The organism is Clostridium pasteurianum DSM 525 = ATCC 6013, from assembly GCF_000807255.1.
GTDB classification, from domain to species: domain Bacteria; phylum Bacillota; class Clostridia; order Clostridiales; family Clostridiaceae; genus Clostridium_I; species Clostridium_I pasteurianum.
Map to the genome: position 1 here is coordinate 2,422,051 of NZ_CP009268.1, position 25,988 is coordinate 2,448,038.

At 31.3% G+C, this 25,988-nt stretch carries 21 protein-coding genes, 1 riboswitch and 2 other annotated features; of the genes, 3 read left to right on the forward strand and 18 right to left on the reverse strand.

Translation table 11 applies throughout. The features are described from left to right. Positions 1 to 2: 2 nt before the first annotated feature. The 6 genes from CLPA_RS10965 to CLPA_RS10990 all read right to left on the reverse strand — a co-directional run bounded on the left by CLPA_RS10965 (position 3) and on the right by CLPA_RS10990 (position 5,656). Positions 3 to 1,124, reverse strand: coding sequence for an ATP-binding protein (locus CLPA_RS10965; RefSeq protein WP_003441670.1), 1,122 nt, complete (start codon positions 1,122 to 1,124; stop codon positions 3 to 5). Between the two features lie 11 nt (positions 1,125 to 1,135). Beyond that, positions 1,136 to 1,939 (reverse strand): hypothetical protein, encoded by an 804-nt coding sequence (locus CLPA_RS10970; protein ID WP_003441668.1) that lies wholly within the window; start codon positions 1,937 to 1,939, stop codon positions 1,136 to 1,138. Positions 1,940 to 2,071: 132 nt separating this feature from the next. Further along, positions 2,072 to 2,215 carry a hypothetical protein gene (locus tag CLPA_RS21190; RefSeq protein WP_155760375.1) on the reverse strand — a complete coding sequence of 48 codons (144 nt, stop codon included), beginning with the start codon at positions 2,213 to 2,215 and terminating at the stop codon, positions 2,072 to 2,074. A gap of 292 nt (positions 2,216 to 2,507) precedes the next feature. Then, a complete protein-coding gene (locus CLPA_RS10980) occupies positions 2,508 to 3,632 on the reverse strand; it encodes a radical SAM protein (RefSeq protein ID WP_003441665.1) in 1,125 nt (374 codons plus the stop codon). A 137-nt stretch (positions 3,633 to 3,769) separates the two neighbouring features. Further along, positions 3,770 to 5,134 (reverse strand): 23S rRNA (uracil(1939)-C(5))-methyltransferase RlmD, encoded by a 1,365-nt coding sequence (rlmD, locus tag CLPA_RS10985; RefSeq protein WP_003441664.1) that lies wholly within the window; start codon positions 5,132 to 5,134, stop codon positions 3,770 to 3,772. A gap of 114 nt (positions 5,135 to 5,248) precedes the next feature. Next, positions 5,249 to 5,656 carry a hypothetical protein gene (locus CLPA_RS10990; RefSeq protein ID WP_003441662.1) on the reverse strand — a complete coding sequence of 136 codons (408 nt, stop codon included), beginning with the start codon at positions 5,654 to 5,656 and terminating at the stop codon, positions 5,249 to 5,251. Between the two features lie 510 nt (positions 5,657 to 6,166). Here CLPA_RS10990 and CLPA_RS10995 point away from each other — a divergent pair. Next, complete coding sequence (locus CLPA_RS10995; RefSeq protein ID WP_003441661.1) at positions 6,167 to 8,104, forward strand: LTA synthase family protein; 1,938 nt, start codon at positions 6,167 to 6,169, stop codon at positions 8,102 to 8,104. A 340-nt stretch (positions 8,105 to 8,444) separates the two neighbouring features. Beyond that, positions 8,445 to 9,272 carry a sulfite exporter TauE/SafE family protein gene (locus CLPA_RS11000; protein WP_003441659.1) on the forward strand — a complete coding sequence of 276 codons (828 nt, stop codon included), beginning with the start codon at positions 8,445 to 8,447 and terminating at the stop codon, positions 9,270 to 9,272. A gap of 295 nt (positions 9,273 to 9,567) precedes the next feature. On the opposite strand, the gene ilvD is transcribed toward CLPA_RS11000, so the two are convergent. The 5 genes from ilvD to ilvC all read right to left on the reverse strand — a co-directional run bounded on the left by ilvD (position 9,568) and on the right by ilvC (position 15,523). Then, the gene (gene ilvD, locus CLPA_RS11005) at positions 9,568 to 11,217 is read right to left on the reverse strand and encodes a dihydroxy-acid dehydratase (protein ID WP_003441657.1); all 1,650 of its coding nucleotides are present in this window, start codon (positions 11,215 to 11,217) and stop codon (positions 9,568 to 9,570) included. Between the two features lie 14 nt (positions 11,218 to 11,231). After that, complete coding sequence (leuB, locus tag CLPA_RS11010) at positions 11,232 to 12,305, reverse strand: 3-isopropylmalate dehydrogenase (RefSeq protein WP_003441655.1); 1,074 nt, start codon at positions 12,303 to 12,305, stop codon at positions 11,232 to 11,234. Positions 12,306 to 12,395: 90 nt separating this feature from the next. Then, positions 12,396 to 12,890, reverse strand: coding sequence for a 3-isopropylmalate dehydratase small subunit (gene leuD, locus CLPA_RS11015; protein WP_003441653.1), 495 nt, complete (start codon positions 12,888 to 12,890; stop codon positions 12,396 to 12,398). Beyond that, positions 12,890 to 14,158 carry a 3-isopropylmalate dehydratase large subunit gene (leuC, locus tag CLPA_RS11020; RefSeq protein ID WP_087946537.1) on the reverse strand — a complete coding sequence of 423 codons (1,269 nt, stop codon included), beginning with the start codon at positions 14,156 to 14,158 and terminating at the stop codon, positions 12,890 to 12,892. Before leuC ends, leuD begins: the two co-directional genes overlap by 1 nt. Before the next feature lie 357 nt (positions 14,159 to 14,515). Further along, positions 14,516 to 15,523, reverse strand: coding sequence for a ketol-acid reductoisomerase (gene ilvC / locus CLPA_RS11025; RefSeq protein ID WP_003441649.1), 1,008 nt, complete (start codon positions 15,521 to 15,523; stop codon positions 14,516 to 14,518). Positions 15,524 to 15,965: 442 nt separating this feature from the next. Further along, positions 15,966 to 16,164, forward strand: a binding site (T-box leader). Between the two features lie 30 nt (positions 16,165 to 16,194). Then, positions 16,195 to 16,391 (forward strand) — a binding site (T-box leader). Between the two features lie 115 nt (positions 16,392 to 16,506). On the opposite strand from ilvC, the gene ilvB reads away from it, so the two are divergent. Continuing rightward, complete coding sequence (gene ilvB / locus CLPA_RS11035; protein ID WP_003441645.1) at positions 16,507 to 18,165, forward strand: biosynthetic-type acetolactate synthase large subunit; 1,659 nt, start codon at positions 16,507 to 16,509, stop codon at positions 18,163 to 18,165. A 181-nt stretch (positions 18,166 to 18,346) separates the two neighbouring features. Here ilvB and CLPA_RS11040 read toward each other — a convergent pair whose 3' ends face one another. From CLPA_RS11040 to CLPA_RS11070, 7 genes are all read right to left on the reverse strand, one after another. After that, positions 18,347 to 19,714: an NCS2 family permease gene (locus tag CLPA_RS11040; RefSeq protein WP_003441643.1), complete on the reverse strand. Its 1,368-nt coding sequence runs from the start codon at positions 19,712 to 19,714 to the stop codon at positions 18,347 to 18,349. Between the two features lie 102 nt (positions 19,715 to 19,816). Then, positions 19,817 to 19,917, reverse strand: a riboswitch (purine riboswitch). A gap of 290 nt (positions 19,918 to 20,207) precedes the next feature. Then, the gene (locus CLPA_RS21700) at positions 20,208 to 21,278 is read right to left on the reverse strand and encodes a response regulator transcription factor (RefSeq protein WP_003441641.1); all 1,071 of its coding nucleotides are present in this window, start codon (positions 21,276 to 21,278) and stop codon (positions 20,208 to 20,210) included. A gap of 316 nt (positions 21,279 to 21,594) precedes the next feature. Beyond that, complete coding sequence (dhaT, locus tag CLPA_RS11050; protein ID WP_003441638.1) at positions 21,595 to 22,752, reverse strand: 1,3-propanediol dehydrogenase; 1,158 nt, start codon at positions 22,750 to 22,752, stop codon at positions 21,595 to 21,597. 54 nt (positions 22,753 to 22,806) lie between these two features. Beyond that, on the reverse strand, positions 22,807 to 23,238 hold the full coding sequence (locus CLPA_RS11055; protein ID WP_003441636.1) for a GlcG/HbpS family heme-binding protein: 432 nt from the start codon (positions 23,236 to 23,238) through the stop codon (positions 22,807 to 22,809). Between the two features lie 14 nt (positions 23,239 to 23,252). Further along, on the reverse strand, positions 23,253 to 23,774 hold the full coding sequence (locus CLPA_RS11060; protein WP_003441634.1) for a cob(I)yrinic acid a,c-diamide adenosyltransferase: 522 nt from the start codon (positions 23,772 to 23,774) through the stop codon (positions 23,253 to 23,255). Positions 23,775 to 23,787: 13 nt separating this feature from the next. Next, on the reverse strand, positions 23,788 to 24,159 hold the full coding sequence (locus tag CLPA_RS11065; RefSeq protein WP_003441632.1) for a glycerol dehydratase reactivase beta/small subunit family protein: 372 nt from the start codon (positions 24,157 to 24,159) through the stop codon (positions 23,788 to 23,790). Between the two features lie 5 nt (positions 24,160 to 24,164). Then, positions 24,165 to 25,985 carry a diol dehydratase reactivase subunit alpha gene (locus CLPA_RS11070; protein WP_003441630.1) on the reverse strand — a complete coding sequence of 607 codons (1,821 nt, stop codon included), beginning with the start codon at positions 25,983 to 25,985 and terminating at the stop codon, positions 24,165 to 24,167. Positions 25,986 to 25,988: the final 3 nt, after the last annotated feature.

The following is a 25,988-nucleotide window of genomic DNA, read 5'->3' on the forward strand; positions in this document are numbered from 1 at the left end:
TATCACCTTATTAAATTATAGGATTTAAAATAGGATTCTACAAAAGCTTCATTTTCAATGGCATGTTTATATATTTCACTATAACTGTTCCTAATATCCTTCATAATTCCTACCCTTAAATCTGCAGGATATATTTTTAAAAGTTCATTAAGTCTGTTAATGTAATAATCCGAATCATAATTATTATTGCTTATACTAGCTTCCAAGATTTTCAAAATATTCTTTGCAGACAGATAAAGTCTTGTATGACTTTCATTTTTCACTCTTTCTATAATAGCCCCACTGAGAGAATCTGCTAAAAAAGCATCTGCATAGGATATTAGAGGATTATAATCTGATTCAATAAAGCTTACAAACTCTTCAGCAATTAATTTACCTACATTTCCTTTTATAACATTTAGAAAAACTGCTCTAGGTATTGTATCTTTTTTCTCTTTATAAATTTTGTAAGCACTAGAAATTCTCTCATAACTTCTTGGAGTTGCCATTATATCATCTTCATTTATTTTATATAAATATTCCGGAAAGGTTCCGATAAATTCTATAACCTTTTCTTCTATTCCTGCATTTGCTGCCCAATCTAACCACTGAATATAGTCAGGCTCCATATATAGCCACACAAATCTATTTTCCTGCGCTGTATCCATATCCACAACCTGGTAATCATAGCCATATTTACTTGAAGGATTCATGGCTGCTAATATTTTTACACTCCTATGCAGCTTATATCCATTAATTTCTCTATTTAATATTAAATTCATAAGCTCCTGTTGTACTGTATGTTCACAACGATTTATCTCATCTATGAATAAAAGAACTGTTTTGCCTTTGGATATTTCTTCATCAATTTCCCTCAGCTTATTATGCACTGCATATACTGTGGTTTTCTTTAGTTCCTTTTCTCCTTTATTATTAACTTTGTCATAAGCTTCTATAGTTGGAAGACCGCCTATTTCACCTTCTTTAAGGAGATTACCATCAATTACAACTAAACTAAAGTTATTTTTTTCAACAATTTCTTTTGCTAAAGCTGTTTTTCCTATCCCGCTTTCACCAACTATTAATGGAACTTCTCCAGTAGCTAGTACTAAGTCAACACTTTTTAATGTATCTGTAAAATTCATTATAATCACCCCTATACTATCTTCAGCTTTTCATCTACAGTTACTTTTTTAGCCTTTTTACTTCCATATTTATAAATAAACATTACCTTATTCTCTGGTATAATGTGATTATTCTTATCTGTATTATTATAATTTAAAAAATCTCTCACATATTTTTCATCAACATCTTCCTTTGATAATTGCTCCTTTAACAGTTGTTCTAATTCCTCTTTAGTTATTTCTTTAATGAAATATTTAATCACCAAAAAATTTACCTTTAAAAATTCCAATATTTTATTCTTATCTAAATTGTTTATAAGATTAATAGCCTTGTAATTATTCTTTACAGCCATAAACTGGGCATTATGAGAAGGTGAATTTATATATCTCAATGCATCGTAGCTTATTTTTACAGCCTCTTCTTGTACACGCTCAGAGGGTTCTTTAATAAACTTTAATGACTCGTAATTTTTTCTTACAGCCAACAACTGCAATTCCTCACTTGGATTATCAATATATTTAATAGCCCATCCGGCTTGATTTATAGCCAATTCAATTAATTTATCCGTTGGATTCTTAATAAACTCCAAATTAGTCCATCCAGAATTTATTGCTTTTATCTTCATATGTTCTGAAGGATTATCTATAAACTCAATAGCTCTCCCGTTACTCTCTAAAGCAGCTTCCTGTACCTCTTTGCTTGGATTATCTATATTTTTTAATGCAAGTCCATTTCCCTTAACTGCCAATAGCTTCATCTCATCTGTAGGATTATCTATATGTGCTATAGCATACGGGTTTTTCTTTATAATTTTAATAAGCTTTGATTCTTCCATAATATTTCTTTCCTTTTGTAATTTAATATAGATTATTATACCACTGTATAGAAAAATAATGTAGTGTGCAGGACTTGCTTGGGTAAAAAAACTCATACCATAATTTGAAGAAGCATAAAACATACTCAATATTTACTTAAAACCCTTTGATATCATAACGGCACCTAGTGCAATGCCTTCAAAAACTTCTTTAATAACTTCTGCAATCATCATATTTGTAATTTTCTTGCACTCTTTTCCAGATATGTCATATAGTTTTTTAATTAGCTCATTCATTAAAAGGAAGCAAGGATAAAGAACAAAGACTGATATCACCATCATTTAAATTAAGTTATTCATTCTTCTGTAAATATAATTCATGAGAAAAGGCCTGTATCTGTGCACGTACCATTCATTTAGATAACGAATTAAGAATAGCCACATAATCTACAGTATTAAATTCTTACATAGTGGATCGTTTTTTTATTTGAAAGAAATGCAAAACAATAATGCCGCTTGAACCTAGTAAGGTCTTAGCGGCAAATTATTATTTGTTGAAAATAAAGGAAAAACAAAATGACAAGACTCTCTAAAAAATCATCTCTCCTGCTTTATAGCCATCAGGCAATTCTTCTTCACTTAAAAATTTAAAATTGTCATCACGCAATATTGGTAAAAATACTTCGTATGGTATTCTTGAAAATTCACAACCATAATTACTTGATCCAAACCACTTACCCTCTTTGCTGCTCAAATTCAAATCTCTAGCAAATTTTGTATGGTTTGAGCAATCATGAACTGCTAAATCCCAGCTTTCTTCATAGGCTATTTTCATGAATTTTAAAGTTAATTCTCTGCTCCAAGCTGGAGAAATATAGCCATGTCTTGAAATATACATATTTTCTCCATAATAATTATCTATATTATTCTCATTTAAATGTAATTCTGCACAATTGATAAAATCAAGTTTTGTGTCCAATATTGCTTGCTTTTTCTTAAAAAATTCTTCGAAAAACTCAGGAGTCATTGGAGTTTCAATTCCTACGCTTTTAATATATTTTTTAGCTATTCCAATATTCTCAATAACTTTATCTGAGCAGTTGGAAGCACCTAGATTGAAACGTATTTCGTCAAGTCCAGCTTCACCTAATGCTCTTAATGTTTCTTCTGTAGCTAAAGTGCCATTTGTATATAAATGTTGATAAATTTCAGCATCACTAAATTTCTTTATAATAGAATAGTATTTTTCAATTTCCATAAATGGCTCTAAATAAACATAGGAAATACCCGTAGGTTTCTGTTGCACCGAAAGAAGTAAATCAATATCCTTCTCATAAAATTTTGTTTCTCCTATCTCCCACATACCTTCGCCAACTGGAGGAATATTATCCAATTCTCCATAATTATAACAGAACTTGCACTCTACGTTACATTTGTTTGTTTTCCTAATTGCACTCAACCCGGTTCCCGTCAGACAAGAACGGCATCCCTCAGAGAATTTATTTTCGTTTCCTACAAAAAAAGTTCTATTTTCCAAAGTTTTCAAGCCCTTAATTTCTGACATTAACATATCATTTCTATGATCAATAGCTGCCTCAATTTGTGCAAAGGCAGCATAAATTATTTCTTGCTGTTTTATCATAACTTCCTCATCCTCTGGCAATATTGAAAAAAATTCAAACCATGCCAAAGCATCTTTCTTTGAAATTTTCATATGTATCCTCCTCGTCTCTAATATGTATATATTACTGAAATAACTTTGCTATATTTATATGTCTCAGCACGCGAAAGCCCTCCAGTGTAAATACTTGTACTGAAGGACTGCAAACCATTAGTGTTAATATATTTTAGCTACATGTGTTTCCTTTCTAGCCTCACCACACATTCCAAATGCCCTGTCATAGGAAACATATCCATCCCTTTTACTCTCTCCACCTTATACCCTCTGTCTATAAGCTTCCTAAGATCTACCATAAGAGTCTTAGGATTGCAGGAAACATATACTATCTCCTTGGCATCAAATTTTATTACATAATCCAATGCCTTTGGATGCACTCCCGGTCTTGGTGGATCAAGGATTATTACATCTGGTTTATCCTGAAGATCCTGAATTACTTTTGCTACATCTCCTGCGATGAAATTGCAGTTATCCAGATCATTCAGCTTTGCATTTTCGTTCGCAGCTTTTACTGCTTCTTCTATAAGTTCAATACCTATGACTTTTTTAGCATTTTTAGCCGCTGCAATTTGACCAATGGTACCTGTACCACAGTATAAATCAAAGATAAGTTTTGAAGCTGCTTCGCCTATAAAGTCCATAACTATACTATAGAGTTTTTCAGCTCCAAGAGTATTAGTTTGAAAAAAAGACAGTGGTGATATTTTAAACTTAAGTCCAAGTACTTTTTCAACTATATAATCTCTTCCATAGAGTATATCAATTCTATCCGCCGCTACTACATCTGAAAAGGAATCATTGGTAGTGTGAAGAATTCCGACTATTTTGTCTTCTAAATCAAGATCCAGCAATAATTTAGTAAATTCTTCTATATTAAACTCATCTTGAGAAGTGGTTACTAAATTAACTAGAATTTCTCCTGTATGTTCTGTCTCTCTGATTACCAGATTTCTAAGATATCCTTCTCTTTTCATTATTCTATAATAAGTTGTATTTTTATCTCTAAAGTAGTTTACAACTGTGTCTAAGATCACTCTAAAATCTTTGGAAACAAGAGTACATTCATGGACATTTACAATTCCAAAGGCTTTATTTCTTATATGCATACCTAAAGTAAGCTCTCCGCCCTTTTCCACATCTCCAAAGCTGAACTCCATTTTATTTCTGTACTCAAATTCTTTAGGGCTTTTTTCTATGCCTTCATATTCAAAACCTTCTATGTCTGCCTCTTTAAAGAGTTTTAACAGCTGTATTTCTTTTAATCTAATTTGCTCTTCATAATCAATAAATTGATGAGTACAACCTCCACAGACTCCAAAGTGAGGACACTTTGGAGTAACTTCTCCTTCTATACTGTTAAGAGATTTTATAAGCTTTGCCTCACCATATTCTTTCTTAAGTTTTTTTACATTTCCCAGTATTTTTTGTCCTGGAACTGCGCCTTTTATGTATATTTTTCTATCTTCACTATAGGCAATACCCATACCTGGGAATTCTATATCTACTACTTCAAATTCATATTCCTTGTGTCTTCTCAAACCAATCTCTCCTAGGCTATTTTTACTGTTGTTTAATAATTACAATTTATTCTATTACTACCACATGGAGAAAAAACTCCACCTGAAACAAAAAACTCTCTTTCTATCAAGCTTTTATTTTGTTAATTTTAAATGAGCTAGTTTCTCTCCAAAGGTATTTGACGCTTTTGATTTATGCAGTATTGTATTATATATTATATTTACAATTACAAATAAAATAATAAACATACCTTCTCTATTTGCTATTTTCCATCCAAAGAGATGAATAATACCATCTATTATAAACAAAACTACAGCAGATATTCCAACAGAAATTGCCTGATCTATTATAATACTTATAAAGGAATCCTTAACACTTATCTTTCCTATCTTATCTTTAACTTTATCTTCCTTTTTACTGTCTACTGCATCCTTTGTTTTTGGTACATCTGTTTTTAAATTTTCCTGTGAACTTGTATCCACAGAAGTTATTTTTGCATTTTCTTCCTTTTTTATTTCATTATTTTCATTTTTTACACTCATTCTGCATCCTCCAATTAATAATTTTATTACAAGACTATAATACCTTTAATTTTTTATACTAGAATCTATAGCTTAATTTTTAGATAAAACATCTAAGACTAAAACCAATAAAGTTAATAGTAAAAAAATATATTTACTTATTATTATAACATCATTATTATGCAATAGTGTGACTTATATGTAAATATATATTTATTGAATATACTGTAACATTTATAATTAATACAGTTAATTTTGATTATCTTATGATAGAATTATATATTATATATTTATCCTATTGTAAAAAATATATCAGAATAAAAGATATATTATGAAAATTTAACATAATAAATAGCATAATGATATAATGTAAGTTGGTCTACAACTTTGTACACTTGAATTATATAAATATATCAAACAATTACTTATAAAATAGTTCACATTTTATTTTTACTGTATACATAGAATTGTGTTATATATTTATAGATAATATTTTTTATATAATTATTCTCGTAGGAGGTTTTTGCATAAATGTACATAGATAACAATACTACAAAATTGACTAAGTCAGAAAAAATCAAGCAATTTTTTATTAAAAACCTAGATATAATTTATTTTATAGTCATACTGTCTATAAAATCCTTTAACTTTAATAAATTTATCTCTCCTGTATATTTTAATTATTTTTATATTGGTGCCGCTACCATATCCGCTGTGGGGGTTTTTGCCAGTATAGCTTTATTGTTTAAAAATAACACTAGGACAAGACTCCTATATATATTTAATATAGTGTTAAGTGTACTTATAATTGTAGATACTGTTTACTACAGATATTTTAAGGATTTAATGTCTCTTGGTGTAGTGAGAAATGGATTTTTATTAGGTGGGGTTGGTGCCAGTGTAAAAGAGCTTATAAAGCCAACAGATTTCTTATATCTTTTAGATATATTTATATTAATTCCATTTTTAAGATTTTATAAGAAAGTTCCAAGAATACAACTGAAATTTATTAAGAGATTTGCAATCTTTTTAATAGTATTTGCCATATTTGTAGCTGTAGATGCAAAAAAAATACACGATCTAGATAAGGAACAGCCAAGACTTATTTCTACAATGTTCAACAGACTTTATCTTGCTCAAGTATTAGGTCCTATAAATTTTCACATACTGGATACTTATAATGTAACTTCAACAGCTGTATCTAATATGCAGAAATTGCCTGAAGAAAGGCAAAATGAAATAAAGACTTATCTAGAAAATAAGAATTCCAATACAACTACAACTGCAAATTTAAAAGGTGCTGGTAATGGTAAAAATTTAATAGTAATTCAAGTAGAAGCTCTGCAGGAATTTGTCATAAATAAAAAACTTGATGGTCAAGAAATTACCCCTAATCTAAACAGGTGGATAAATAAGAGTCTATATTTTAATAATTATTTCTATCAAGTAGCAGCAGGTAATACTTCTGATGCAGAATTTTTATCAAACAATTCACTATATCCAGCTGCTTCTGGTGCTGCTTATTACATGTATTCTGGTGACACTTTAAATTCCATGGCTAAAGAATTCAAGGAAAAAGACTATTATACCGCTGCATTGCATGGATATAGAGAAGGTTTCTGGAACAGAAATGTAATGTATAAATCTGAAAAATTTGATGATTTTTATGGACAAAGAGCCTATAACATTAATGAAAATGTAGGCCTGGGTTTAAGTGATAAATCCTTTTTAAATCAGAGTTTTGATAAGATAAAAAGCTTTTCTCAACCTTTCTTTGCCTTTACTATAACTTTAAGCAGTCATTATCCTTATGATGATGTAAATGGCTATGACAAAGGTACTACTAATAAATTTAATTCAGGAAAATATGAAAACACTTTATTAGGTGATTATCTTAAGGGAATACACTATACTGATGAGCAGCTTGGAATGTTTTTGGACAAACTTGAATCTTCTGGAATGATGGATAATTCTATAGTAGTGTTATACGGAGATCATTATGCTATTCCTAAAAACAGTATGCCTTTGCTATATGATTTTGAAGGCATTAAAAATCCTACAGACTTAGATTGGTTTGAGCTTCAGAAGGTTCCAATGCTCATACATTTTCCTAAAGATGAACACAAAGGTATAAACAGTCTATATACAGGCCAAATAGACTTATTCCCTACTATAGCTAACCTTTATAATCTTTCCAATAAATATATGCTTGGAAAAGATATGTTAAATAGCAGTACTGGAGATGTGAATTTTAGAAGTGGTTCCTTCACTGATGGAAATGCCTTTTATGTATCCTGGACCAATACCTATTATGATGTTAAAACCAAAAAAGTTATTCCTTCTACTCCAGCCTTAGAAGCTAAAAAGGAGACTACACTTACGGAACTTCAGTATTCAGACGATATTTTAAATCACAATCTCTTGAAAAAATTTCTTCAGGAAGACAGTGAAAATAAGTCTAATAAATAAAGTTTGATTTTATTTATTAGTTTGAAGCTGTGTCGCAATGCTTGTGACACAGCTTTTAAATTATTTTACATTAATAATAATTATTTAAATTTAATTATATATATTTAAATTTAATATATATTTATAATTTTTATCTTAATATTACCATAAAAAAATTATCAAATTAAAAATGAAATTATATTATACAATTTTCATAAATATTAACTTTATTGATTTTTCATGAATTTTAGTATAGTCTTTTTACTGAAAGTAATTTTTTATTGAACAATATAATGCTATCTTTCGAAATTATTGTAAAATAATACAAGCCAATTTAAAGAAAGGACGATGAGAATATTCAATGACACAATTTTTACAAATCCATAACAATTTAGCTGCTAACTTATTTCAAAATCCCACATTTCATCAAATAAATCCAAGTGTCTTAATACTATTATGCGTATTTGGATTTATTGCGGCAGCTGTAGACTCTATTGCTGGCGGCGGCGGATTAATAAGCCTTCCTGCATTTTTACTAGCCGGACTACCTGCGAGGTTAGCTCTAGGTACCAATAAATTTTGTTCTACTTCTGGTACTTTAATGAGTTCTTTTCAATACAACAAAAATAGCAAAATAAATTTTCAATTAGTAAAATATTTGGCTCCTTTTACTCTTGTTGGAGCTGCCCTTGGAGTTTTAACTGTACTAAATATAAATGAAACTTTTATGCATACTATTGTGCTTATAGCAATTTTACTTGTAGGAATTTTTAGCCTTTTATCAAAGTCAAGAGGACTTTCAAATAATTTTAAAGGATTAACCGGAAAAAATATTACTCTTGGAATTTTATTAGCTTTTTCCATAGGTTTTTATGATGGATTTTTGGGACCTGGCACTGGCTCTTTTCTAATTTTTGGCTTCATAAGTATCTTTGGATTTGATTATATTAATGCGGGAGGAAATGCTAAATTTTTAAATTTAGTAAGCAATCTAGCTTCTCTCATATTATTTGCATTAAATGGACAAGTAAATTATATTTTGGGAATTCCAGTTGCTATATGTATGATTTTTGGAGCAAGATTAGGTACAAAGCTTGCTCTCCTTAAAGGCTCAAAGATAATAAAACCTATATTTATTACCATGTCCTTTGCAGTAGCTGTAAAAATGTTAGTTTCCCTATTTAATTAAAATAAAAAGCTGAGCTGCAATAAATCAATCTATTGCAGCTCAGCTTCTTTTCACCTGACTAACTTGGCGTAAGTCTCCCACGCACTCTGTACAGTCCTCACACCAAATTAAAATTTGGGCTCTCTACTTGCACTCTGTACAGCCCTCACACAAAATCGAAAAGAAGATTTTGGTTCTCTGCTTTTCTTCAAGTGGGAGTTAGACGCCAAGTAAGCCATGCATTCGCAGTTCTAAAATTCAGATGGGGTAAAAGAATCCCCACCTGAATTAAGATCTTGCTTCAATTTAATATGAACTATCTTTCAAATATGGCACCCTTATCTGCTGATGAAACTCCTTTAGCATATCTCTTTAGATATCCCTTAACTTCCTTTTCCTTAGTTTTAGGAGTTCTCTTTTTAAGCTCTTCTTCATCTACTAGAAGATTTAAAGTTTTCTTAACCATATCAATTTCTATGATGTCGCCTTCCTGAACATAGGCAATAGGTCCACCAAGAGCAGCTTCTGGTGATACATGTCCAATAGATGCCCCTCTTGTAGCTCCAGAAAATCTTCCATCTGTTATAAGTGCTACGGTTTTATCCATACCCATACCTGCAAGTAAAGATGTAGGCGAAAGCATTTCCCTCATACCGGGACCACCCTTTGGTCCTTCAAATCTTATAACTACTACATCTCCATGATTAATTTCTCCGCCAAGTATAGCCTTTGAAACCTCTTCTTCACTATCATATACCCTGGCTGGTCCTTTATGCTGAAGCATTTCCTCTGCCACTGCTGCTTTTTTAACTACAGCACCATCGGGAGCTAGAGTTCCCTTTAATACTACAAGACCGCCAGTAGCGCTATAAGGATGATCATATCTTATTACATCATTATTTCTTACTTTTGCATTTTTCACATTTTCATAGACAGTTTTACCTGTAACTGTCAAGCAATTTTCATTAATTAATTCTCTGTCGATTAATGAATTAATTAATGCAGGTATTCCTCCTGCAAAATGGAAATCTTCAATATGATGATGCCCAGCAGGACTTAACTTACAAAAATCTGGTGTTCTCTCACTTATTTCATTTACTCTATCGAAATCGATAGTTATTCCAACTTCATTAGCTATAGCTGGTAAATGAAGTAGAGAGTTTGTAGAACATCCAAGAGCCATATCTGCTGTTATAGCATTCATAAAAGCTTCTTCAGTAAGTATTTTTGATGGTGTTAAACCTTTTTTTACAAGGTCTACTATTTTCATTCCAGAAGTCTTAGCCAATCTTAATCTTTCAGAGTATACTGCTGGTATTGTTCCATTATAAGGAAGGGCAAGTCCAAGAACTTCTGAAAGACAATTCATAGAATTAGCTGTATACATACCTGAACAGGAGCCACATGTAGGACAAGCTGTATTTTCAAGTTCTGAAAGTTCCTCTTCAGTCATATTTCCTGCTTTTACAGCTCCTACTGCTTCAAATACTCCGCTTAAGTCTGTAGCTTTACCACAAGTATTACCTGCAAGCATTGGCCCACCACTTATAACTATTGCAGGAATATCAAGTCTCGCTGCCGCCATCATCATTCCTGGAACAACCTTATCACAATTAGGTACAAGTACTATACCATCAAAGGCATGGGCACTTGCAACTATTTCTACGCTATCTGCAATTAACTGTCTTGAAGGTAATGAATAACTCATACCCTTATGATTCATGGATATACCATCACAAACACCTATAGTTCCAAAAGTTACTGGAACTCCTCCAGCCATTCTTACTCCATCTTTTACCGCTTGTACAACTTTATCTAAATTCATATGACCTGGTATTATTTCACTATAGGAACTTGCAATACCAATAAGTGGTCTTTCCATTTCTTCATCTATAAAACCTAAGGCTTTAAAAAGTGATCTATGTGGGGCTTTTTCTAAACCCTTTCTAGCTGAATCCGATCTCATATAAAATCCCTCCTCTATAGTCGTTCAAGAACTAAATTTCCCATTTCTGATGTTCCAACTTTTTTAGTCCCTTCAATATATATATCTGCAGTTCTATATCCTTCATTTAATACTTTTTCTACTGCTGCTTCTACATCTCTTGCTGCTTCTGACATATCAAGAGAATACTCCATAAGCATAGCAGCTGAAAGTATCTGTGCAAGGGGGTTAGCTATATCCAGTCCAGCTATATCAGGAGCTGAACCATGGATAGGTTCATACATTCCAAAGCTGTCCTCTCTTATACTTGAAGATGCAAGCATTCCTATAGAACCTGTTATCATAGAAGCCTCATCTGATAATATATCACCAAATATATTGTTTGTTAATATTACATCAAATTGAGATGGCTTTCTAACCAGCTGCATAGCAGTATTATCAACGTATAGATGACTTAATTCTACTTCAGGATATTCTTTAGATACTTCGTTTACAGTTTTTCTCCATAATCTTGATGCATCCAGTACATTGGCTTTATCCACTGAAGTAACTTTCTTTCTTCTCTTCATTGCAGCTTTAAAAGCAGAATGAGCTATTCTTTTAACTTCATCTACATTATATTTTTCTGTGTCAAAAGCTGTTTCTACTCCGTTTACCTCTTTAGTTCCTCTATCTCCAAAATATATACCACCTATAAGTTCTCTTACTACTAATAGATCAACGCCCTCATCTATTATTTCATTTTTTAAAGGAGATGCAGATTTTAATACATTATAAACTTTTGCTGGTCTTAGATTTGCATATAAGCCAAGGGCACCACGAAGTCCTAGAAGGGCTCTCTCTGGTCTTTTAGAGCCTTCAAGATTATCCCACTTAGGTCCTCCCACTGCTCCTAAAAGTACAGCCGCACTGCTTTTGCACACATCTATTGTTTCCTTAGGAAGTGGTTCACCATAAGCATCTATGGCATCTCCCCCAGCTTTAACTTCTACAAAATTGAATTTTGTATCATATTTTTCTCCAACTTTAGTCATTATCTTTACAGCTTCTCTTACAATATCCGGACCTATACCGTCTCCAGGTATAACTGCAATTTTAAATTCTTTCATCTATATTCAAGCTCCTTATAATCCATATTTATATACGTATCTAAAATGTAACAAAATTTTTATCCGTTGACTATATATTACCTCATAAAACTATTTAAAGCTTCCATTTTTAACACAGTTTATAAGTCCTTCATTTTTCATAATATCTATCATAAACTGAGGATAAGCCTGTGCTTTATATTCTTTTCCCAAAGTTATATTTTTTATTATACCTGTAGTAAAATCAACTTCAAGTTCATGATTATTTTTTGCATCATTTACAGCCTCTTCACATTCAAGTATTGGGAATCCTATATTTATGGAATTTCTATAGAATATTCTTGCAAAGCTTTTAGCAATAACACAGGATACTCCTGCTGCTTTTAATGCTATAGGAGCATGCTCCCTTGAAGATCCACATCCAAAATTCTTATCTGCAACTACTATATCTCCTGGGTTTAATTTTTCAAGAAAATTTACGTCTAAATCTTCCATACAGTGTTTTGCAAGGTCTTTTGGATCTGATGAATTTAAATATCTTGCTGGAATTATAACATCCGTATCCACATTATCTCCATATCTTAGAACTTTACCTTCTGCTTTCATTATAATACCTCCTCTGGTGAAACAATTTTTCCCGCTATTGCAGATGCTGCTGCTATTGCTGGACTAGCTAAGTATACTTCGCTTTCTGGATGTCCCATTCTACCAACGAAATTTCTATTTGTTGTGGATATAGCTCTTTCTCCCTTAGCAAGTATTCCCATATATCCTCCAAGGCATGGTCCACAAGTTGGTGTACTTAGCACTGCTCCTGCTTCTATAAATACTTTAGCAAGTCCTTCTTCTATTGCCTGAAGATATATGCTTTGGGTACCTGGTAGTATTATAAGTCTTACACCTTTTTTAACTTTTTTACCCTTTAAAATTTCTGCTGTAACTCTTAAATCTTCTATACGTCCATTAGTACAGGAACCTATAACTGCTTGATCTATTTTTACCTCACCTACATTATCTATAGTTCTTGTATTATCAGGCAAATGAGGGAAAGAAACTGTTGGTTTTACTTCACTTAAATCTATTTCAATAACCTTTGAATACTCAGCATTTTCATCCGCTTCAAATACTTTCCATTCTCTATCAGTTCTGTCTTTAACGTACTCTAGAGCTTTTTCATCCACAGGAAATATTCCATTTTTAGCTCCTGCTTCAATGGCCATATTAGCTATGGTAAATCTACCATCCATAGATATCTCTTTTACCCCTTCACCAACAAATTCCATAGATTTGTAAAGTGCTCCATCTACACCTATCATTCCAATAATATGAAGAATAAGATCTTTACCACTTACCCATTTATTAAATTTACCTTTTAATACAAACTTAATTGCTTCTGGTACCTTAAACCATGCTTTACCAGTTGCCATTCCAACAGCCATATCTGTACTACCTACTCCTGTTGAAAAAGCACCTAGTGCTCCATAAGTACAAGTATGTGAATCAGCACCTATTACTATATCTCCTGGTATAGTAAGTCCTTTTTCAGGAAGAAGTGCATGTTCTATTCCCATTTCCCCTACTTCAAAATAATTAACTATTTCCATTTCATAGGCAAATTCTCTTACTAATTTACAATGTTCAGCAGACTTTATGTCTTTATTTGGTGTAAAATGGTCTGGTACTAGAGCTATTTTATTTTTATCAAAAACCTTGTCAATTCCTAATTTTCTAAATTCTTTTATGGCTACAGGGCTGGTAATATCATTGCCTAAAACTAAATCTAAATTAGCATTTACAAGTTGTCCCGCTTCAACATAATCTAGTCCAGCATGTGCTGCTATTATTTTTTGAGTCATTGTCATGCCTTTTTTCATATATGATTTTCCTCCTTGGATTTAAGACTAAATCTTATAATAATCTATTTTAATACATACTATAATTAAGCTACATTTTATTATAACCTCTTTTATTATATAATTAAAATACATATTAATTATATCTATTATAACTGCAGGTTATTAAACAAACCATCCTAAAGAATATATTATTATATATTTGTAATAAATTCAATATTCAGTATATTCCAACTTTAATTATAGAATAGAGAACCAAGTTTATTTATAAACTTGGTTCTCTAAAAATAGCATATTTATATATTTTCAGTTCTTACTTAAGTAAAGCATCTCCTATTTGTAAGCTTTAGAAAATGTCAACATATGTTCTGTCAGGAACTATTTTACCAATTTTTCCTTATCGCTCCAAGACATCATTTTTCTTAACTCAGCACCAACTGTTTCTAATTGTTGATCTCTATCTAGTGCCTTTCTAGCATTGAAATATGGTCTATTAGTTTGATTTTCTAAAAGCCAGTTCTTAGCAAATACACCCTGTTGAATGTCTTTTAATATGCCCTTCATAGCTTTTTTAGTTTCATCTGTTATTACTCTTTCACCACTAACATAATCACCATATTCTGCAGTATCACTGATAGAATATCTCATTAGGTTAAGTCCACCTTCATTTATTAAGTCTACAATTAGTTTCATTTCATGACAACATTCAAAGTATGCCATTTCAGGTTGATATCCAGCTTCAACCAATGTTTCAAAACCTGCTCTTATAAGTGCTGAAACTCCACCGCACAATACTGCCTGTTCACCGAAAAGATCTGTTTCAGTTTCTTCTTTGAATGAAGTTTCTATAACACCGGCTCTTGCACCACCAATTCCAAGTGCATATGCAAGTGCTATATCTTTAGCTTTTCCAGTTGCATCCTGATGAATTGCTATAAGACATGGAACTCCTCTTCCTTCTAAGAATTGACTTCTTACTGTATGACCAGGTCCCTTTGGAGCTATTAAGAATACATCGACATTTTTAGGTGGTACTATCTGACCAAAGTGAATGGAAAATCCGTGTGCAAATACTAATGCCTTTCCTTCAGTTAGATTTGGTTCAATTGAATCTTTATAAAGTTTAGCTTGCTTTTCATCGTTTATAAGAATCATTATTATATCTGCTTCTTTTGCTGCTTCTTCAGAAGTTTCAACCTTTAAACCAGCTGCTTCAGCCTTTGCCCAAGACTTACTTCCCTTATAAAGTCCAACTATAACATCAACACCACTTTCATGTAAGTTAAGTGCATGTGCGTGACCTTGGCTACCATAACCAATTACAGCAACCTTTTTACCTTTTAAAAATCCTAAATTACAGTCGTGTTCATAATAAACTTTTGCCATTATAAATGCCCCCTAGATTTATTTTAAAAATTTTTTAAATTTTTATAAGCATATACTATTTTACTACAATTACTCTATAATTAAAAAGCTTTAATTTATTATTCTTTAAAAAACTTAACTTTTAACAAATTTTATATACTTAAAACACAATAAAAAAACAATGCACAAATAAACTGATGCATTAATATTCTGTTCAATTTTATGTAAATTAAACTCTTTAATTATTTTACATAGTACATTCATCACTTTCCAAAAATCGTAACACCAAAAATTTAAATTGTCAACCTGTGTATACATATTTTTTAAAGTATTAATATTAGCCAGCTATTCTATCACATTTTTAATAAAAAGCATAAAAAATTAAACAAATACAAATTTTAAAAAATATCATTGACTTATTTTTATTCAGATAGTATATTAATACATAAATAAATACGAAATTTAAAAAACCTTGAAAGGGAACAGTAAGTATAAGAGATGTCCAAAAGAGAGCGGGGGTAGCTGAAAACCTGTGGATAATTGTATGCCGAATCTCACCCTGGAGTTGTAGACTGAATTAAGTAGGTTGCGCCGGTTAAAACCGTTATATAAATCAAGAAATAAATTGGGTGGTACCGCGAAACAGTCTCCTCGCCCCAGGGCGGAGTACTGTTTTTTATTTTTATTTAAAATTAAATGCCATGACAGGGAAGAGTATGCATAGTATTATTCAAAAGAGAGCAGGAGAAGCTGAAAACCTGTGGATACCTATTATGTTGAAAATCACCCTAGAGCTGCAGGCTGAAGTTAGTAAGCTGTGCCGGTCTATTGATCGTTATCTTACAAGAAAATTTTTGGGTGGTACCGCGAACAGACACTCGCCCCAGGGCATTGTGTCTATTTTTTTGTATTTTTTTAATTGTTTGATTATTGAAACTTAAAATTTTTTAATTATTTATTATATTTTAATCATTAACATCTAAAATATTTAAGGGGGATTTAAATTGAAATTATCTGGTGCGAAAGTACTATTAGAATGCCTAAAAGAACAAGGAGTTGACGTAATTTTTGGTTATCCTGGTGGGGCAGTGCTGCCTATATATGATGCTCTGTATTATGAAAAAGATATTAAACATATATTGACTGCTCATGAACAGGGTGCAACTCATGCTGCTGATGGTTATGCAAGGTCAACAGGAAAGGTTGGTGTTGTAATAGCAACCTCTGGACCTGGTGCCACCAATACAGTTACAGGTATTGCTACTGCCTATGGGGATTCCATACCCTTAGTAGTTGTTACTGGTCAAGTTGCTAAATCTTATCTTGGCAAATCTTCCTTTCAGGAAGTTGATATTACTAGTATAACTAAAGCCATAACTAAAGAAAACTATATTGTAAAAGATCCAGAAAGTCTTTCAGATACTATAAGAAGAGCTTTTAAAGTTGCTTCAGCTGGCCGTCCAGGTCCTGTACTTATAGATATTCCAAAAGATATACAAAATACTATAATCGACTATAATCCTTTAGTTGAATCAAAAAAAGATTCTCTGCCTGAACCTGGTAATTTATCTGCGGCAATTGATCTTATAAATAGTTCAAAGAAACCCGTTATTTATGCTGGAGGTGGAGTAATAAGTTCTAATGGGGCAAAGGAATTATATGATTTTGCGAAAAAAATAAATTGTCCAGTATCTTGTTCACTTATGGGACTTGGCGGATTTCCAAGTGATGATGAATTATTTCTTGGTATGATAGGTATGCACGGTACTTATACTTCTAATTATGCCTTTTCCAATTGTGATTTGCTCATTGCCATAGGTTCACGTTTCAGCGATAGAGTTACCGGAAAAGTCAGCTCTTTTGTACCAAACGCAAAAATAATTCACATAGATATTGATGCCTCTGAGTTCAGCAAAAATTTACCTGAAGATGTTTCTATAAGAGGTGACGTTAAAGCTGTTCTCTCTAAACTAATAAAATCTTTAGATAATAAATATGAGGCTGAATGGTTAGGACAAATTAATGCTTGGAAGACTTCTCATCCTCTAATGTATAAAGAGAATACCAGTGTAAATCCACAGATTGTACTGGATAAATTATATAAATTTACAGAGGGAAACTGCATAATCACTACTGAAGTTGGTCAAAATCAGATGTGGACAGCACAATTTTTTAAATTTCTGCATCCTAGAAGTTTTATTACCTCTGGTGGTCTTGGAACCATGGGTTTTGGTTTAGGTGCGGCTATTGGAGCCTGTATAGGGAATAAGGGCAAAAAGGTAATAAATATCGCTGGTGATGGAAGCTTTAGAATGAATTGTAATGAACTGGCAACTCTGGCAAAGTATAAACTTCCAGTAATTCAGCTTGTTCTAAACAATCACGTACTTGGTATGGTATATCAATGGCAGGATATGTTCTATAATCGTAATTTTTCTCAAACTGTATTTGATTCTACACCAGATTTTTGTAAACTCGCAGCAGCTTATGGAATAAAATCTTTCAAAATATCTTCTAATAATGAAATAGAAGAAGTATTAAAAGCTGCTCTTGCTTTAAATGAACCAGTTATAATAGATTGTGAAATATTAAAAGAAGAAAAAGTTTTACCTATAGTCCCTCCTGGTTCTGCAAATACAGATTTAATTGAATTCGAAGATTAAAATGTTATTATATAATGTACACTTATTAATTTTCATTATGTGACACCCTTTTACTATTAAAAATTTTTAATAGTAAAAGGAAGAGGTATTACAATAATAAATACAGATTGTAAGACCTCTTCTTTTTTACTTAAGACATATGAAAATAAATAACTCTACTTACTATTTTATTAGTATATAATTATTCTGGAAGTATTAAAAATCTTATAATAAATATTACTGCCAATATGTATACTAATGGATGTACTTTTTTACCCCTTCCAGTAACTAATTTCAATATTGGATAAGATATTATTCCTGCTGCTATTCCATTGGCAATACTATAGCTAAAAGGCATAATTGCTATAGTGAAAAATGCTGGTAATGCTTCAGTAAAGTCGTCAAAATTGATTTTTGTAACTGATCCCATCATTAAAACTCCTACAATAACAAGTGCTGGAGCAGTTGCCTGGGCTGGAACCATACCCACAAGTCCAGAAAAGAATAAAGCAAATAAAAATAGTATTCCCGTTACAAGTGAAGTAAGCCCTGTTCTTCCTCCTTCTGCTACACCAGAAGTAGATTCAACATAAGTTACTACAGTACTAGTGCCAAGTAAAGAACCTGCAGTTGTAGCTACCGCATCACAAAGTAATGCTTTTGACATATTCTTAACTCTTCCATTTTCATCTACCATATTAGCCTTTTGTGCAGTTCCAACTAGAGTTCCCAAAGTATCAAATAGATCTACTAAGCATATAGTTATAACTACCATTATCACACTGACTATTGCTCCTACAACTCCAGCTTTACCTATGCCAAGAAGTCCTCCAAAATCCATTTTAAGAAATGTAGGTGATATACTAGGTGGTAATCCTATAAGTTTATCAAAGGATACAGGATGTGTTATTTTAAGAGGTATTCCTATAACTGTCGTAGCTAATATACCTATTAATATTGACCCTTTAACTTTCTTAGCCATAAGTATTGCCGTAATAAGAATTCCTATTAAAGTCAATGTTGCACTTGGTTCAATTAATTTACCAAATCCAACTAATGTAGCTTGGTTTGAAACTATAATGCCGCCACTCTTAAGTCCAATAAGTGCAATAAAAAGGCCTATACCGCCAGATATGGCAAATTTCAAAGTTTGTGGCAGTGCATCTACTATTTTTTCTCTTATAGATGTCAATGTAATTATTATAAACAATACCCCTGAAATAAAAACTGCCGCCAATGCCTGCTGCCAGGTATAATGCAATGTTAAACATACTGTAAAAGTAAAGAAAGCATTAAGTCCCATACCTGGAGCCTGTGCAAAAGGCAAATTGGCATATAATGCCATTATAAGTGTTCCCACTGCCGCAGCCAGACAAGTGGCAACAAAAACTGCATTAGGTTCCATTCCAGTAAGCTTCAATATACTTGGATTTACAAATATAATGTAAGCCATAGTTATAAATGTTGTAATACCTGCTACAATCTCTGTCTTTGGATTTGTGTTATTCTCTGATAACTTAAAATATGATTCCAAAAATGATTTTTCTTTTGTACTTCCGTCTTTTGTCAAAATATATTCCTCCCTTAAAAAATATAGAATAAAACAAAATTCCGTTATTCTTTAATAACGGATTATACTTTAAGTCTTAATAAAAAATATAAAGGCCTAAAATATTAAATTAGGTTCATCCATAGTCAAAGATTTAAGGTACCTTGGTAGAAACTCTTGACCCATATTGTCAAGATTATACGGATGTTTATTATACGTGAAAGATTTTATCATTTAATATTGCAAAAGTCAATATAGTTTTTATTACTTGTTTTATAATGTGAATTCCCATTGAATAAATTAAAATTCTCTTCTATCTTAAATAATCTGTACTATATCATATCTATACTAAGTTAAATATCTTATTTTAATATCAATTTTAATAATTAATTTATTATATAGATTTGCATGAAGATTTGAAATATATGTCATTTTAATATATTTAATTATATAGTATTTTTTCATTATCGTGTAATTTAAACCACTTCATTTGTTATAAGATAAGCAGAAATATTTAATAATCCTCTTTATCATAGTTTCTATATTTACTGGGAGTTATTCCAATAATTTTTTTAAAGACCTTAGTAAAATATCCACATTCATAATATCCAAGATCTGCAGCTATATCTACTATTGGTAAATCTGTATCTTTTAGCATCTTCTTTGCTTTTTGCATTTTGAAGTTGTTTACATAGTTGATAAAATTGACTCCCATTTCCCTCTTAAATAATCTGCTAAAATAATATACACTTAAATTAGTAATACAGGCCATTTTTTCTAAACCTATCTCTTCTCTATAATTTTCTTGTATATATTTTATAGCTGGTTCTAAAGTCTTATTGATATAAACTTTACCTTTTTCACTTTTATTGTTTATTTTTATAGAATCTTCTTCTATAGTTTTCTCTAATATTAATATTAAAAATTTTTCTATAGTTTTAGAAGCAGATTCAATATCAGAAGAATATTTTAGCTTATTAGAATATTCTTCTGATATTGAATCATTATCTTTAAAATTGAAAGTACATGCTGCCTTTATTATTCTTTCCATGAGAAGTTGTAATCTTTCCTTAAATAAGACAGCATCATTATTACTAATATGAATATAACTATTTATAATGTTATTCATTAAATCTATTGCTTGCTTTTTTTCATAATATACAATCTTATCTATTAATTGAAATTCCATTTCCTTTATTTTATTCTTGTTGAATTTTAAATTAATAATCTGAGTATTTAAAATTTCCAGTAATTGATTATATTTTAAAGGTTTCAATATATAATCGTTTACATTTAAAGTTAAAGCTTTATGAATTAAATTAAAGTCATCATAGGCTGTAAGCATTATAATCACTTTATTTTGATTTTTATTTTTAATTATCTCAGAAGCCTTCATGCCATCTATACCAGGAATCTTTATATCCATAAAAATTATATCTGGATCTAATTTTTCATCAAGCTCTATAGCTTCTCTGCCGTTTTCAGCTTCGCCTACAACTTCTATTTCATCTTTAATGTTTTTTAACATAATTTTCAAGGCTTCTCTTTCTAAATTTTCGTCATCAACTAATAATATTTTATACATCAGGAATCTCCTATATAGTTATTTAAACATAATATTTCCTACTATATTTTAAATCATAACATAAGATTAAATAAAAATCCATACAACACATTATGGTATTAAAATATAACTTTATACAATAATACCCCTACAGCATCTCCACAAATAGGTGCTACTGCAGTATTGAAATGTAATCCTCTAAAATTTCACTTATAAATTGTTCTATGTACTTCTTCCCTTCATGCTTTTTATAAATGTTTAATAAATATATCCTTGATAAACTTATCGAGGATATATTTATATTTCTAAGGAATACTTATTATATGAAAGATTACAATTAAAATGCTTCTCTAAATATTTTAACTATATCTTTTTCATTACCTTTTCTTGGATTACTGAATGCATTTCCATCTTTCAATGCCATTTTTGCCATATATTCAAAATCTTCTTCATTAACTCCCATTTCTTTAAGACTTGCTGGTATTCCAACATCCTTTGAAAGTCTAAACATAGCATCTATAGCTTTTTCTGCTGCTTCCATTACTGAAAGTCCTTCAATATTCTCTCCCATGAATTCTGCTATATCTGCAAATTTCTTAGGATTTGATATAAGATTATAGCGTTCTACATGTGGTAATAACATGGCATTGGCAACACCATGTGCCATATCATACAGGCCTCCTAATTGATGTGCCATAGCATGTACATATCCTAAATTTGCATTATTAAATGCCATTCCTGCCAGAAGTGATGCGTAGGCCATATTTTCTCTAGCTTCCAGATTTTCTCCAAGGGCTACTGCCTGACGCAGATTGTTAGCTATTAATTTTATTGCTTGTATAGCTAAGGCATCTGTTACTGGGTTTGCATCTTTAGAAACATAGGACTCTATGGCATGAGTTAAGGCATCCATTCCTGTAGCTGCTGTTAATCCTGCAGGCTTTTTAATCATAAGTATTGGATCATTAATGGATACTAACGGCAGATTTCTCCAGCTTACAATAACAAATTTAATCTTTGTTTTTGTGTTTGTGATAACACAATGACGAGTAACCTCGCTGCCTGTTCCAGCTGTTGTATTTACAGCTACTATCGGAGGCAATGGATTAGTAAGGGTTTCTATACCAGCATAGTCATAAAGATCTCCCTCGTGTGTAGCTGCAATACCTATTCCCTTTCCACAGTCATGAGAACTTCCTCCTCCTACAGTAACTATTAAATCACAGTTTTCTTTTCTATATACTTTTAATCCATCTCTAACATTAGTATCCTTAGGATTAGGCTCTACATCATCATAAAAAGCAACATCTATTCCTGCTTCTTTAATATATTTAACCGTTTGAGCTACAGCTCCATCTTCCATATTTCTCAAGAATTTATCTGTAACTATTAAAGCTTTCTTTCCGCCTAATATTTTACATCTTTCTCCCACTAATTTTATTGCACCTGCTCCCATAAAGTTTACATTTGGTGCTAAAAAATCATACATTCTCATTTTATAATTCCTCCTAGAAATTAAAATTATATTTATTTAATATGATGATTACAATTAAACATCATTTATTGAATCTAATGCATATTTAGCAATAGACATATCTTCTTCTACAGTTCCCCCACTTACTCCAATGGCACCTACTACTTGATCATCAACTATTATAGGTAATCCTCCTCCAAAGGTTGAAATTCTACAATTATTTGTCAATTGTAAACCATAAAGACTTGCTCCTGGTTGTATTACTGGAGTTACTTCATGAGTTCCTTGTTTTAAAGCTAATGCAGTAAAAGCTTTATTGGCAGCTATATCTATACTGCTTATAAATGCATTTTCCATTCTGGTTAGAAGCATCAAATTTCCGCCAGCATCCACCGCTGAAAAAACTATTGAAATACTTATACTTTTAGCTTTTTCTTCTGCAGCCTTACACATTTCTTTAACTGTTTCTAAGCTTATCTGCTTAAAATCATTTATTTTTATTGCCATGATATACTTCCTTTCTAACTTCTATTTGTTTCTGCTTCTACTCTTGCAAGTATAAACAAAACATCTGATAATCTATTTATATATTTATACAACTCTTTTCTAACTTTTAATTTGCTTTTTAAGGCCACCATTAATCTTTCTGATCTTCTAACCACAGTTCTTGATACATGTAATGATGCTGATGAAATTGTATCACCTGGAATAACAAAACTTTTTTGAGGTCCCACAATTTCTGTATATCTATCTATAATCTTTTCCAATTCTTCAATATCCCCTTGTGATATTGTATCTTTTAGATAGGCTTTTCCCTTTTCATCACTGGCAAGCTCTGCCCCTGCTATAAAAATTTTATTCTGAATATTTCTTAAGATAATCTTTATATCTTTACTTTTAATAAGGGAATAAGCAAGACCTATAAAGGAATTTGCTTCATCTAAACATCCATAGCATTCTACTCTTAAATCATCTTTATTAATTCTGCTTCCTCCAAATAAACCAGTTTCTCCCTTATCACCACTTCTAGTATATATACTCATACTTCTTCACCACCTAATACATGAAATCCATGTTTTTAAAGGGATTTTTCTTTACTAATCTAGCAGCATTGGCCCCAATGAATCTAATATTCTTTTTGGTATCTGTTATTTTAACTTTAAATAATGGATTATTTAAAGTTAATTTTGAATAATGAATGACTATTATATTATCTGTTCCAATACCTATACCAACTTCTAACTTGGAATTCTTTGCTGCAATATATCCCAGTTTAACAGAATCTTTTTCACTGTTTTCTTCTATTTTATAAGGTATACTTTCCTCTTCCATGCCTAAAAGTATGTTATTTAATATATTTTTATCTTTAATATTAGGATTAAAGTATACATTTATGGTAGGCTTATTAATATTAAACTTTTCTTTCATTTTTCTTACCTATCCTTATTAATATCTAGTATTAATCCTGTAGCCACTGCATTTCTCGGTCCTTCTAAACCTCTTATATTCCCCCTGCCTGCAACTACACCATATTTTGATAAAGCATCTGTAATCAGTTGTGGTACTTGAAAATCTAAAGAAGATCCTCCAACTAATACGACAAATTCTATATCTCTTATACTGCCTGTTGGTGAAACAATACTTAAAGCTCTAATACAATTTGTAACAAACACCTTTTCCTTAGCCATTTTTCTAATCATTTTAATCTTTTCTATAGAAGCTTCTATATTTATCGGTATTAAATTACCTTCTTTTAATATTACAGTTCTTGCAAATATAGAAGGATCAAAATGCTCCTCAAAGAATTCAACAGTTCCATCCTCATGTCTTATATGAAATAGACTTTCTACTTTGGCTAATGGATATCTTTTTATATCCTCTGCTAAATCAAATGAATTTAATCCTAATTCAGAATTTATAAGCATAGTTACCATATTCCCTGCTCCAGCTAAATGTACAGAACTTATTTCACCATTTTTATTTATTATAGAAGCATCTGTAGATCCAGCACCCATATCCAGTATAGCTAATGGTTTATTGCTTCCAGGTGTAGTAAGTGCTCCTAGTATTGCCATTTCTGCTTCTACTCCACCTATTTCAACCTCTACTGATAACTTATTTTTTAATTCGTCAGCTATTATCTGCATTTGAAGTTTATCAGCTTTAACCATGGCAGCAATTCCTACAGCATTTTCTAAGGAAAATTCTCTAGCTAAGCCCCCTACTATCTTCTGTGGAACAAAAGTATCTACTGCAAGAATATCCTGTATTTTTATACTTTGAAAATCTTGATTAGTTAGCTTTGACATAACTTGTCTTACTCGTTCAAACATACCACCAACATTAGTGCCTGATTCACCTTTTATATCTTCTATTGATACTGTAGATTTTACTACTTCCATTATCTTTGAAGCACCATCTTCTACATCAACTACGCTGGTTCTTCTGATTCCAGTTATGTTAATCTTTCCTGCAGGTATTCTTCTTTCCTGCACATCACCTTTTGGTGTTTTTATAACCACTGCTGATCTATTTCCTATTAATGCTCTTGATATTGGAACTACAAGTTTCGTCTCTTCTGCATTTAAATTAAATACTGTAGCAATACCATAGGGATTAGATAATACCTCAACTACACCACCTTGTGGTGCTACTTCAACTGCTGCCTTCATATTTAAAGGAACTTTTTCTAGTAAGGTAACTTCGTCAACTATAGGAATAACTTTATCTAATCTATTATTAATCAACACACCATCATCTCTTTGAACAATAGCTCCAACTATATTTACACCTTTTTTTAAATATTTATTTATAGTTTTTGCTGCATATTCAAAATCCACTTTTTTAAGAATTATTACGATAACAGTATTATTGTTCTTTATACTTTCAAGTTCTTCAATGTCAACAGTAATTCCAACACCCGTTCCTATTCCCCCTGGAGTAGAAGGATTATGTCCAATCATTGTTGATTCTGTTATAATTGTCTCTGTTATAGTTTCCATAGCTACGTCTCCAATTACTGGAGCTGCTTCATTAATTCTAATTAAACCCAAATTTTCTATATCTGTAGAACATTTTTCCAAAGCCTGATTTAATGAATCTATAACCCCTTTAATATTCTGTTTCGTTCCTTTAATTCCTGTAGTCTTTACAATGCCACTTGAAACAAACTCTATTTTATTACCATCTTCAATCTTTGCTATTGCTACTTCTGTTGTAGCATTTCCTATATCAATACCAGCAACGAATTTCATAAT

What these genes read in the sequence shown, in the direction of transcription:
- leuC (WP_087946537.1), bottom strand. Translation starts at nt 14,158, where the DNA reads ATGAAAAAAGGCATGACAATGACTCAAAAAATAATAGCAGCACATGCT.
- CLPA_RS21190 (WP_155760375.1), bottom strand. Translation starts at nt 2,215, where the DNA reads ATGAATGAGCTAATTAAAAAACTATATGACATATCTGGAAAAGAGTGC.
- CLPA_RS11070 (WP_003441630.1), bottom strand. Translation starts at nt 25,985, where the DNA reads ATGAAATTCGTTGCTGGTATTGATATAGGAAATGCTACAACAGAAGTA.
- ilvD (WP_003441657.1), bottom strand. Translation starts at nt 11,217, where the DNA reads ATGAGATCGGATTCAGCTAGAAAGGGTTTAGAAAAAGCCCCACATAGA.
- CLPA_RS10980 (WP_003441665.1), bottom strand. Translation starts at nt 3,632, where the DNA reads ATGAAAATTTCAAAGAAAGATGCTTTGGCATGGTTTGAATTTTTTTCA.
- ilvC (WP_003441649.1), bottom strand. Translation starts at nt 15,523, where the DNA reads ATGGCAAAAGTTTATTATGAACACGACTGTAATTTAGGATTTTTAAAA.
- leuD (WP_003441653.1), bottom strand. Translation starts at nt 12,890, where the DNA reads ATGAAAGCAGAAGGTAAAGTTCTAAGATATGGAGATAATGTGGATACG.
- CLPA_RS10970 (WP_003441668.1), bottom strand. Translation starts at nt 1,939, where the DNA reads ATGGAAGAATCAAAGCTTATTAAAATTATAAAGAAAAACCCGTATGCT.
- CLPA_RS21700 (WP_003441641.1), bottom strand. Translation starts at nt 21,278, where the DNA reads ATGTATAAAATATTATTAGTTGATGACGAAAATTTAGAAAGAGAAGCC.
- dhaT (WP_003441638.1), bottom strand. Translation starts at nt 22,752, where the DNA reads ATGAGAATGTATGATTTTTTAGCACCAAATGTAAACTTTATGGGAGCA.
- CLPA_RS10995 (WP_003441661.1), top strand. Translation starts at nt 6,167, where the DNA reads ATGTACATAGATAACAATACTACAAAATTGACTAAGTCAGAAAAAATC.
- CLPA_RS10965 (WP_003441670.1), bottom strand. Translation starts at nt 1,124, where the DNA reads ATGAATTTTACAGATACATTAAAAAGTGTTGACTTAGTACTAGCTACT.
- leuB (WP_003441655.1), bottom strand. Translation starts at nt 12,305, where the DNA reads ATGAAAGAATTTAAAATTGCAGTTATACCTGGAGACGGTATAGGTCCG.
- CLPA_RS10990 (WP_003441662.1), bottom strand. Translation starts at nt 5,656, where the DNA reads ATGAGTGTAAAAAATGAAAATAATGAAATAAAAAAGGAAGAAAATGCA.
- CLPA_RS11065 (WP_003441632.1), bottom strand. Translation starts at nt 24,159, where the DNA reads ATGAAAGAAAAGTTTAATATTAATAAGCCTACCATAAATGTATACTTT.
- CLPA_RS11055 (WP_003441636.1), bottom strand. Translation starts at nt 23,238, where the DNA reads ATGGCAATAAAAATAAATGATTTTAAGCAGATAAGCTTAGAAACAGTT.
- CLPA_RS11060 (WP_003441634.1), bottom strand. Translation starts at nt 23,774, where the DNA reads ATGAGTATATATACTAGAAGTGGTGATAAGGGAGAAACTGGTTTATTT.
- CLPA_RS11000 (WP_003441659.1), top strand. Translation starts at nt 8,445, where the DNA reads ATGACACAATTTTTACAAATCCATAACAATTTAGCTGCTAACTTATTT.